We start from the raw sequence: 11,231 nt of genomic DNA, 5'->3' as shown, positions 1-11,231 counted from the left end.
CACTCGGGCATCGAGTTTGCTATTTAAAGCAAGTGGATAAAACTAATATGGAGCGGCACACGAGGCTCGAACTCGTGACCTCGACCTTGGCAAGGTCGCGCTCTACCAACTGAGCTAGTGCCGCATCATATTAATTCTAATTTTTCACATAAACTAATTTATGTAACATTGTTTTTATAAATTACACTTGGCGATGTAATTAAACCACAAAGTGGTGCCCGAGGCCGGACTTGAACCGGCACGACTTGTTAGTCGAGGGATTTTAAATCCCTTGTGTCTACCAATTCCACCACTCGGGCATCGAGTTTGCTATTTAAAGCATGTGGAGTGTTGAATGGAGGCGGAACCCGGAGTCGAACCGAGGTGGACGGATTTGCAATCCGCTGCATGGCCACTCTGCCATTCCGCCCCAATACCGGGGTTAGCCTTTAAGATAAACTGGAGCGGCACACGAGGCTCGAACTCGTGACCTCGACCTTGGCAAGGTCGCGCTCTACCAACTGAGCTAGTGCCGCTTTCTTTATCTAAGGGGCTATGCCCTCTCAACACGGACGCATTCTACAGAGATTATTAAACGCGTCAATACAAAAAATGCTAGTTTTGAACTGTTTGATTATTTTTTATCTAAAACGGTGCGTTATTAGACGTTTACAATCAATTTTTAGTCAATTCACTCCACGCAGCTACTAAATATTGCAACATTGAACTCAATGTTAAGAAGGTTGCAATGTACAATAAGCCATAGCTTAAGTACATCATCCATGTATCGTACTGCCAGATCAGGCCTATTATGGCTAACATTTGTGCAGCTGTTTTGATCTTGCCCATATTAGATACAGCCACATTGCCTCTTTTGCCCTGCTCAGCCATCCATTCGCGTAAAGCCGATATAACTATCTCGCGACTGATAATGATTAGCGCTGGAATGGTCATATACATAGATTGATAATAACTAGATAGTGCAACAAGTGCGGCGCACACCATTACTTTATCTGCTACAGGATCTAAAAATGCACCAAAGGGAGTTGATTGCTCAAGCTTACGCGCTAAATAGCCATCAAGAATATCGGTTATTGATGCAAGCCAAAAAATAAATGCGGCAGCAAAAAACGCCCATGAATAAGGTAAATAAAATATCACCAAAAAAATGGGGATAAGAAAAAGTCTAAAGGTTGTGAGTGTGTTTGGAATATTCCACATAACTACTTGGAGATGTCTTTTTTTCTATATTCGCACGAAGGGCTAGCCCTTGTCATGCAAATGATTAAATATCTTCTCAGCCATGTCAGGGCTGATCCCAGGAACTTGCTTTAATTGGTCTATATTAGCAGCTTTTACACCCTGCATGCCCCCTAAAAATTTTAATAAAGTTTGGCGTCGTACAGATCCCACACCACTTATCTCTTCTAACAAAGATTGTGTGCGTTGTTTTTGACGTTTATTTCGGTGCCCTGCAATTGCAAAACGGTGTGATTCATCACGAATATGTTGGATTAAGTGTAAGGCCGGTGCATCAGAATCCATAGGAATCGTTTTGCGGCCACCGTCAATGAGTAATGTTTCTAAGCCAGGTTTACGACTCGTCCCTTTAGCAACACCAACTAACAGCGGCATTTTAACATGTGGCCAAGTTTCAAAGTATTGCTCAGCTCGAGAAAGCTGCCCTTTACCACCATCTATAAAGATAACATCAGGAATTTTATCTTCATCTACAAGCTTGTTGTAACGCTTATTTAAAGCAAACTCCATCGCGGCATAGTCATCGCCCCCTGTGATACCTGTAACATTAAAGCGACGATACTCTTTGTTATTTGGCCCTTGGGAGTCAAATACAACACAACTTGCCACTGTATTTTCACCCATTGTATGGCTGATATCAAAACATTCCATTCGATTAATATCATCTAGCCCTAAAGTTGCTTTAAGCTGCGCATAACGTTTATTGATGGAGTCGATGGTACTTTGTTTAACACTTATACTATTTAATGCATTTTTATTCGCAAGCTGTAAGTACTGACCGCGCTCGCCTCTGGTAACCGTTTTTAAGTTAACTTTGCGCTCACTTATTTGGCTCATTGCTTCACTTAGTACAGGCGCTTCTTCAAGCGCGAAAGGTAAAATAACTTCTTTTGCAATTCGCCCCGTGGCCCCTGGCGCTAAATAGTACTGCCCTAAAAATGAAGTTAAAATTTCTTCTTGTGTTGAATCTTTAGGTACCTTTGGAAAGTACGTTTTACTGCCCAATACTTTATGATCGCGTATCATTAATAAATGAATACCGTTAAGTCCATTCAAATGAGCAAATCCTACCACATCCATCTCGGCGTAATTACCTGAGATAGATTGCTGTTCTTGCATCTTACGCAGTAACATTATTTGGTCGCGTATCTTCGCAGCAAGCTCAAAATGTAAAGCTTTACTAGCAGCTTCCATTTTACTTATAAGATCCGCGATGACTTCGTGAGACTTACCCGTTAAAAATTTACGAACATAATCGACTTGTTGAGTATATTCTTCATCACTTACTTTATTAACGCATGGCGCTGAACAACGCTTTAATTGGTATTGTAAGCATGGACGGCTACGTGCGCGATAGTAAGCATCTTCACATTGACGAACAGGAAAAATCTTTTGCATTAATCGCAAGCTTTCTGACACGGCACCTGCACTAGGAAAAGGGCCAAAGTATTCACCTTTGACCTTTCGGCTACCACGATGAAACGCAAGTCGGGGATGCTTATGAGAAGTTAATAAGATATAGGGATAAGATTTATCGTCACGCAGTAATATGTTGTAGCGCGGTTGGTATTTTTTTATTAAGTTGTTTTCAAGTAACAGCGCTTCGGTTTCAGTATTCGTTAAAGTAATATCGATACCACAAATATTACTAACTAATACACGTGTTTTACTGTCTGTTACATTGCTACGAAAATAGCTACTAACACGCTTTTTAAGGTTTTTTGCCTTACCAACGTAGATAACTTTCTCTTCACTATCAAGCATTCTGTATACACCAGGTTCACTTGATAGTGTTTTTAGAAAGTGGGCATGATCAAATTCGGCCATAAAACAGATTTAGTGCGAACTGTCTATGTCGATCATTTTATGGCGAATAGCCAAGTGTGTGAGCTCAACGTCACCACTTACATTAAGCTTTTCAAACATGCGATAACGGTAGCTATTCACTGTTTTAGAACTTAAATTAAGGCGCTCAGCAATATCCTGCACTTTTTCACCTTTGGTGATCATTAACATGATTTGTAGTTCACGCTCAGATAAACTCTGGAACGGGTTTTCATCTGTGCGCCCAGTTACTTGAGCAAGTGCAATTTGCTGGGCAATTTCGGGGGCAATATAACGCTGGCCTGCATTAACTGCGCGAATAGCATTTACCATTTCGTCAGAGCCAGCCCCTTTAGTTAGGTAACCATGTGCACCAATTTGCATTACTTTACTCGGGAATGGATCTTCGCAATGTACTGTTAGCACAATAATTTTAACATCAGGGCAATAGCGGCAAATCTTCTTTGTCGCCTCAAGACCACCAATACCTGGCATGTTCATGTCCATTAAAACAATATCAGGTGAATGCTGGCGGCAAAATTGCACGGCCTCCTCACCTGTTTTTGCTTCACCAACCACTTTGAATCCACGAATATCATCTAATATACGTCTGATCCCTGTGCGTACAAGCTCATGGTCATCAACTAAAAGTACATTAATCAATGGAACACCCTCATATAACCTAACAGCATGTCATTACGACAATTTAATGCGCCACATTAACACATAAAAGATGAAACGATAACTGTATTATCGTTTCACAATGCGAATTTAAGATGACGCTTTTTCACTAAAACGATCAACCCATAAAGCAATTACACCATCACCTGTTACATTACAAGCAGTGCCAAAGCTATCTTGTGCTAAGTAAAGTGCGATCATTAGCGCAACAGCACCTTCATTAAAGCCAAGCATAGTCGTTAATAAACCCAGCGCTGACATTACCGCGCCACCAGGGGCACCCGGTGCTGCAATCATCACGACACCTAACATCATAATAAATGGCAACATACCAAATAAAGATGGCACCTCCATACTCGGTGATAAAAACATCACCGCCATTGCACACGTTACAATCGTGATGGTTGAGCCCGATAAGTGAATGGTTGCACACAGTGGAACTGTAAAGTTAGCAACATCGTCTTTTACATCATTTGCTTTACTTGCACGCAATGACACAGGAATAGTCGCTGCACTAGACATAGTACCTAACGCTGTAAAATAAGCAGGAAGCATATTTTTGATTAATTCAACAGGGTTTCGCTTTAATAAGATACCACTACCAATATACAGAATGCTTAACCACAGCCAATGCATGACTAAAGCAGCAACAAGTACCACGCCAAAAGTTTGTAATGTATCAACAACAGTACCTGCCACTGTCATTTCTGCGAATACACCGGCAATATAAAATGGCAACGCCGGGATGATTACTTTTGCTAGTAAACCATCAATAACATCACGCCCCTGATCAGACACCTTTTTCAGCGTTTCTAGTTCCAGTTGGCTCATACCAATACCAAAAACAAACGCTGTCGCAAGGGCCGTCATTACACCCATTAGAGGAGGGGTTTCTAAATCAATAAAACTGGCGACTTCTGTTGCAACTTCAGCTTCAAAGCTCAGGCCACCATCAAACAGAGGTATAATAGCACTCACAACTAATACTGCTAACGTGCCTGCTATGACAGTCGAGCCATAAGCAAATCCAACCGTTTTGCCCAGTAAATGTCCAGACCCTTTTGGCAGCCCAGCAATACCAGAGGCGATGAAGAATAGAATAATTAATGGGATAGTAAATGAAATCAATTGTCCTATGATTTCTTTAACAGTATAAAGAAGTTCAACACCTGTTAGTGGAACATATAAACCCACTAAAATACCGCCGAGTATACCGGCTATTAATTTTATTATTAACGTCATTATAGTCACTTCATAAATTCTAATATTGAAGTTTTAACATGTTTTTAAATACATGTGTCATAAAACAGCTTAAAAACTGTTTGTTTGCACAAAATATCTTCAGTCCACAATTTCAATAGGTAAAAAGTTACTTAAAATAATCATAAATAAATCTATGTACCTAATAATGATAGGTGCTTTATTTTTTTGTAACGTAAGGCCAAAGACAAACAATGCGCAAGCTCAATACTTGGCAGTGATTGGCTGATCTCAAATACCAACGCACGATTGCCTTGATAGACAAAGGTATCGCCATACAACTCTTTAAATGTGTCGATCAGTTTGGTTTTACAGTTAAAGTAAATACAAAATTGCTGCGGTGATTTTTCTTTATAATCAAATCGAATTGCAGAACCACTTTTAGAGATATAACTCGGCTCACCCCATTTGAGTTTTTCTTCAAGCTCGTTGATGCCATCCTCACTGGCAACCTTAAAAATTAAACTTCTTACCTCATTTAATACAACAGCAACGTCTGCAGGGTAAGTGGCGAACTTTTTTCTTACCTGGTCATTCATATAGCATTCCTAAACTATAATAGATTTTTTCTTCGGCTCAAGTATAAGTACTTTTTCGAGATCATTGCTTTGCTTGTGCTTGAGTAATTTAGCGTTAGTTAAAATAGTTCAACATCTATGTAATCTATTTAATAACACTCAGTCCCACAGCAGAATTAAGAATAGCTCACTGTAAATTCTTAACCTACTTAAAGCTTAGCAAAATATGATCATGGCTGCTTATTATCATCCAATATCTTTATTAAACGCTTTAACTCTCGAAGCACCAGCGTAGGTTCATCATTTTGAATAAAATGACTACTTTTTACTGTTAATACACTGCGCCCTTGAGGAAATTCAGCAGCCCAACTCTGCCACATCTCCCCCCACATTGTTCTACCCTTATCGGTAAAAAACAAATTACTTGGCTCAGCTACTTTACACACAGATGCGATAACAGTCACGGGCATATCTTTAATCTTCGGATAATCAGGTAAGGGGCGTTTACTCCAAAAGTCTAAATATTGATTCGACATTCCATTTGCCATATCACTTAGTTTTATTTGCGCTATTTCTTTATTGCCCTGCTCTAGGTTTATGGCACGCAGTATATCAATATCGTGCTCAGAAGAGGGATCGAGCATGAGTAATGCATTTAATTGTTGTGAATATTTTGCAGCAAAATCTCGCGCGACACTGCCGCCATAAGAATGCGCAACAAGTATTACTGGTTTTGAAATACCCAGCGCCAAGAAGAACTCACTCAAGTGATCAGCATAATCCATTGAAGTGAAATGCCGTTTAATTGCGGTTGAGTTACCATTGCCGACACGCGAGTATCGAATAACCTTAGTTTGCTCAGCTATGGAACTAAAAACCGAGTTCCAATCATCCAGACCAGCACTACCGCCCGCCTCTAGAACCACAATTTGTTTACCAGCACCTGCAACTTCATATTCCAAGTCAAAGCCATCTACCTTTACAAATGCGGCTTTAGCATTTGCAGAAAGCAATAAAAATAGAGTGAATACCAAGAAGCTATTAGTATTAACGCCTAGAGATCTTAACTGCATTGTATTTCCCTTTACATTTAGCTTAGTTTTGACTGTTGGAGCTAAAATGCTCACTGAGCATTAGCCTGATTTCAAGCTCGCTTCGCTTGATTTCTTTAGTTATCGATTGTCGGTTCATTTCCATAAACAGCCACAGCTTTATTTTTTACAAAAAAGCCCAAGCAGTTGCTTGGGCTCATTGTGAAATTTTCACTTAAAACAATTAATTACTTTTGCAACTTAATACCATCAAAGTGCATTTGTAAGTCTGTGATTTTTGTTTGCTTCGGTAAATCTGAAAATGGCTTATCGGCAAATTTACTGCCCCGTAACTGCACATTTAGGCGTGCTGCTTGTGGGTTTAGCATGGTTTGTTTGTAGTAGTCTTTAATATCCGCAAGGGTTACTTTTTCGACTTCTGCGATTAACTTTTCTTTTGAGTCAAAATCAAAGTTTTCACGATACCAGTCACCAATGAGTGGACCCATTTCATCACTTAAGTTTTTAGGTTGCTCCTTAAGTGAAACAAGCGTGGCATTTTTAAGCTGAGCAAATGTTTCTTCGCTCATGTTATCAAGCTCAACTGCGTATTGCTTTTTAAACTGATCAAAACGCGCTTGCATGTCTTTAGGGCCTTTCACTGGTGTTTGAATAAACAGGCCTATGGCTGAATAGTCTTCAATTGGGCGGGCCAGTGCACCTACCGCATAAGCAAACTGCTCTTCTGTTCGCATTTTATCAAACGCGATAGTTCTAAAGTGATCTTGCAGTACTTGAGCTTGTGCTTTTTGTTTATAACCAGCCACAGGGTGCACGGTCATATCGATAATCGCCACATCTGCCACATCGATGTCTTTTTGCAAGACGATAGTTTCACCAGCTTGTGGTAACCATGCTTTACTACGTGCAAACGTGGTCGATTGGTGGTTCTTTGGTAATACATCGCTCAGCTCTGTCGCTATCGCCTCAACATCTTGCTGATTGTAATTACCGAAGGTAAACACACGCAGCTCGTTATTGCTGAAGGTATGCAGCTTAAGTTGCTCAAAATCAGCAAGCGTAATTGATTGGGCGGTTTTAATTAATTCGTCCGTATCAAAGCTACCCGTTCTGATCAGCTTTGAGTATTCGTCAAACGCTTGATAGAAAGGAAATTGCTTTTGTTTATTGAGTAAGCCACGTTGGAAGCGATCTAGCGCTTGCGCTAACCCTTGCTCCGTCGTTTGAACATTAATTGATTCAAGCGCTTGCGCTAACAATACATCTTGCTTATCTGTAAAGCCACTTAATGACAGGATTAAGCCATTATTCGCTTCAAGCCCAACACTCATGCCCGCTACAGCTGCTTCTGTGCTCAGTTTACTTTGCTGTAAGTTGTATAAATCAGCCCATACTGAATAAAGTACTTTTGCTTTGATGTCGGTTAATGCATCAGGCGTATTTAAATAAACCTCAACTAAACCTTTTGGTTGCTCAGCAAAGTTTTGACTTGCTTGTCGCCATACTTTAACGCCGCTTTTATCATAAACTAATTGTGGGTGTTTTTGCTGCGCAAATTCAGTAGTTTTAATAGCAAAGCTTTCTGGTAATAAACGGTTTACCGTAGGCAGTGCGAGGTCAAACTCACTTGCCTTACTCCAGCTTGCGACTTCGGCTTCACTGATATCTTCAATGCGGTATTTACCATCATAAAAATGCAGTTGTGAATCTGTTTCTTCTTGTTTAGACGTATACCAAATACGTAATGTGTCAGCATTTAGCTGCTCTAGTACGCGGTTGATCGCAGCGGCATCGAATTTTGCATAATGGTATGGCGCATTAATAGCATGATTGATTGGGTACTCTTGCATACTACCTGCAAGGTTACTTACATAGCCAAACTCATCGCCTTTTTCTAAGAACTGAAATTGATTATTTAACGATGTACGGATTTCATTAAAGTATTTGCTATCAACCCCTTCTTTTTTGATTAAGTCAATGTACTGCATAATCGTCGCCACAATTGTTTCGCGATTTTTCATACCTTCGTCTGTTAATTGCACATCAACTGTAAGCGCACCATAGTTCCCGTAGTGAGTCGGAGTTGCACTTGCTGAAAGTTGCGACACCCAACCTTTATCACGCAGGATTTGTGCTGGACTACCCTGCATTTCATTACTTAGTAAGTAGGCTACAAAGCGGTTTGGTTTAACAGCAAATTCATCACTATTATCAGTAATAGTAAAATCGAGTTGTAACTGTTTTACATCTTCATTTGGCGCATAATGAACACGCTTGCCGCCTACATGTTCAAAGTCTAATTTTTTAGTTACCGTTGGCTTTTCAATTTTTTTATCTTCAATATCAGCAAAGTACTTTTGTGCTTTAGCCTCCATATCACTCAACGGTAAATTTGAGATCATCGCTACTTTCATAATATTTGATGAGTAGTATTTATTATAAAAATCAACAGTTTCTTTATGTAGTGAACTGCCCTCTTTATCGCCTAGTGTTTCAAGGTTACCAATTAAAAAGCGGTTAGCTGGGTGATCGCCCATCATTTTACGGGCAAGTTTAAACTGACCAAAAAAGTCCATTTCACGGCGCATTGACCACTCTGCATTCACTGCATTTTTTTCTTTATCAGTATATTCAGGGTAAAGTTTAGGTGATTTGAAAAAATCAGCAAAGCGATCAAGTGCTTCATCATAGGCGTCATTATTTACTTTGAACATGTAATTTGTGATATCTAACCATGTGTAAGCGTTATGTGCGCCACCATTTTTGGTCATGAAATCAGAATACCCTTTAGTGTCAGGGTAACGCTCAGTACCTAAAAACAACATATGCTCTAAATAATGCGCCATGCCTTGTTGGCTCATCGGATCATGCAGCAAACCAACACCTACACTGAGTGCTGCGGCAGATTTTTCAGCGCTTGGGTCTGATACTAAAATAACTTCGATTTCATTAGCTAATTTTAGGGTTTTATATTCACGGTTATCATTTGGGCTTATAACTAAAGTATCTGATAATAATGAGGTTTGTTGTTGGACTAGCGAAGTAGTTGTGCCACAACCCGTTAATACTGCAAGCGCAATTGCACTTAGGGTGATAATCTTTTTCATGCTCTGAGGTAATCCATCATATTATTTTATAATTCAAATCATCGGTAAATATCAAAATGCTTGCAATGATTTTCCTATATACTTTGTAACACATTGTAAATTGCAAAAACAAACTGGTAGTTTATAGGCACCTTGGAGACAACCCCCTCACAAACGAATAAAGGATACTAAAATGGAAAAATATTTATTGTTAGCCATGTTTGTTCAAGTCTTACTTACTTTTACCGTCATGGTTATAATGGGTCGCCGCCGCTTTGCAGCTGCAAAAAGTAAAGCGATTACTATGAGTGACTTCGCCACGATGAAATTAGACAACGCGGGCGATACCGTGCGCGTAGCCGATAGAAACTTTGTTAACCAGTTTGAAGTTCCAGTGTTATTTTTTGCAGCGAGCCTCGCGGCGATGCAAATGAATGCGGTAGGTTACTTATTTACTGTTATTGCGTGGAGTTTTGTCGCTTCGCGTATAATTCACACCGTTATTCACATTGGGGCTAATAACCTAAAACCACGCTACTACAGCTTTTTAGTAGGCTGCTTATTTGTATTAGTGATGTGGGTATTGGTAATACTGCGTGTATTTGGGATTTAAACATATCTGGATCGCTATCAATTAATAGCGATCCTAAATACTTATAGCTTACGACGGCGCTTCATGGCCAATAGTATTACAGGTAAGGCAAACCAGCCCATACTACCACTTGAATCAATATCAATAGGTTCTGATGTAGTATCTTCATCTATTAGAGTATTTTCGGTTGGTGATAAATTTACAGAAGAATTAGGGTCATCATCGAGCACAACCGCACTATTAATAGAGACTAAATTAGCAGATGTTATTACTGTATCTGCATTAGCACATTGTTCTGTGGTAATGTTAACAACAGGTGTAGTGCCAAATTTAGTATCACAATGAACTAACTCGGCAATCGCATTTAATACCTCATAACTATCTTCTGTTATTTGCCCAAATACAGTAAAACCCCCATTTTGCACGTCTAAGTTGGCACTATTGTCTTTTAGATTAAAAAACCATTGGCTCGTCGCACTGTTTGCATCAGTACCGAGCTTGGCCATCGCAATCGTGCCTTTTACATTAGATAACACGGGCTCATTGATTACAGCGGGCTGTGCCTCTATCGCTTCAAAACTCTCGGTAAAAGTAAAGCCTCCCCCTTGGATCACAAAGTCATCCACGGAGCGATGAATAACGGTCTCATTATATGAATCGTTCACGACGTAGTTTAAAAAGTTCTCAACTGTTTTAGGTGTTTGTTGGTCAAATAAATTGATGGTAATTGTGCCCAGCGAAGTATGCATTTCTACAACGCTAGCATGAGTATTAAAAGATAAAGCGGCGAGCACACTACTCAATAATAGTTTTTTCATTAACTTTCTTTCCACGGTTATGTTGTTGTTATGTGAATTTAATGAAAAGAATAAATGACTTGGTTGATAATTACGATAGCTGCAACGTGCTTTACACAAAACACACCATAATGATTACAATTCGATTACAACCACTTACATTCAGCGCTTATTCGCTGACG

At 39.7% G+C, this 11,231-nt stretch carries 10 protein-coding genes and 4 tRNA genes; 1 reads left to right on the top strand and 13 read right to left on the bottom strand.

The window, feature by feature from the left end:
- Positions 1-48: 48 nt before the first annotated feature.
- From B5G52_RS14030 to B5G52_RS13980, 12 genes are all read right to left on the bottom strand, one after another.
- Positions 49-124, bottom strand: a tRNA-Gly gene (locus B5G52_RS14030).
- Positions 125-212: 88 nt separating this feature from the next.
- Positions 213-299, bottom strand: a tRNA-Leu gene (locus B5G52_RS14025).
- A 36-nt stretch (positions 300-335) separates the two neighbouring features.
- Positions 336-409, bottom strand: a tRNA-Cys gene (locus tag B5G52_RS14020).
- A 30-nt stretch (positions 410-439) separates the two neighbouring features.
- A tRNA-Gly gene (locus B5G52_RS14015) sits at positions 440-515 on the bottom strand.
- Positions 516-654: 139 nt separating this feature from the next.
- Entirely contained in the window at positions 655-1,200 is a 546-nt protein-coding gene (pgsA, locus tag B5G52_RS14010; RefSeq protein WP_087533266.1) for a CDP-diacylglycerol--glycerol-3-phosphate 3-phosphatidyltransferase, read from the bottom strand.
- A 42-nt stretch (positions 1,201-1,242) separates the two neighbouring features.
- Entirely contained in the window at positions 1,243-3,066 is a 1,824-nt protein-coding gene (uvrC, locus tag B5G52_RS14005; RefSeq protein WP_087533265.1) for an excinuclease ABC subunit UvrC, read from the bottom strand.
- Between the two features lie 9 nt (positions 3,067-3,075).
- On the bottom strand, positions 3,076-3,726 hold the full coding sequence (uvrY, locus tag B5G52_RS14000) for a UvrY/SirA/GacA family response regulator transcription factor (RefSeq protein WP_087533264.1): 651 nt from the start codon (positions 3,724-3,726) through the stop codon (positions 3,076-3,078).
- Between the two features lie 108 nt (positions 3,727-3,834).
- Positions 3,835-4,986 carry a dicarboxylate/amino acid:cation symporter gene (locus B5G52_RS13995; protein WP_087533263.1) on the bottom strand — a complete coding sequence of 384 codons (1,152 nt, stop codon included), beginning with the start codon at positions 4,984-4,986 and terminating at the stop codon, positions 3,835-3,837.
- Between the two features lie 152 nt (positions 4,987-5,138).
- Complete coding sequence (locus B5G52_RS13990; RefSeq protein ID WP_087533262.1) at positions 5,139-5,543, bottom strand: DUF1801 domain-containing protein; 405 nt, start codon at positions 5,541-5,543, stop codon at positions 5,139-5,141.
- A gap of 209 nt (positions 5,544-5,752) precedes the next feature.
- Positions 5,753-6,595: an alpha/beta fold hydrolase gene (locus tag B5G52_RS13985; RefSeq protein WP_087533261.1), complete on the bottom strand. Its 843-nt coding sequence runs from the start codon at positions 6,593-6,595 to the stop codon at positions 5,753-5,755.
- A gap of 22 nt (positions 6,596-6,617) precedes the next feature.
- Positions 6,618-6,713, bottom strand: a complete 96-nt coding sequence (locus B5G52_RS22550; RefSeq protein WP_369679931.1) for a hypothetical protein — start codon at positions 6,711-6,713, stop codon at positions 6,618-6,620.
- An 88-nt stretch (positions 6,714-6,801) separates the two neighbouring features.
- Positions 6,802-9,681, bottom strand: coding sequence for an insulinase family protein (locus B5G52_RS13980; RefSeq protein ID WP_087533260.1), 2,880 nt, complete (start codon positions 9,679-9,681; stop codon positions 6,802-6,804).
- 172 nt (positions 9,682-9,853) lie between these two features.
- Here B5G52_RS13980 and B5G52_RS13975 point away from each other — a divergent pair, with 172 nt between their 5' ends.
- Positions 9,854-10,273 carry an MAPEG family protein gene (locus B5G52_RS13975; protein ID WP_087533259.1) on the top strand — a complete coding sequence of 140 codons (420 nt, stop codon included), beginning with the start codon at positions 9,854-9,856 and terminating at the stop codon, positions 10,271-10,273.
- A 41-nt stretch (positions 10,274-10,314) separates the two neighbouring features.
- Here B5G52_RS13975 and B5G52_RS13970 read toward each other — a convergent pair whose 3' ends face one another.
- Positions 10,315-11,070, bottom strand: a complete 756-nt coding sequence (locus B5G52_RS13970) for a peptidylprolyl isomerase (RefSeq protein WP_087533258.1) — start codon at positions 11,068-11,070, stop codon at positions 10,315-10,317.
- Positions 11,071-11,231: the final 161 nt, after the last annotated feature.

The organism is Pseudoalteromonas sp. A601, from assembly GCF_002165575.1.
In the GTDB taxonomy this organism is placed as follows: domain Bacteria; phylum Pseudomonadota; class Gammaproteobacteria; order Enterobacterales; family Alteromonadaceae; genus Pseudoalteromonas.
Note: the sequence above shows the minus strand (reverse complement) of the source record. Positions and strands in the feature narration are given on the sequence as shown.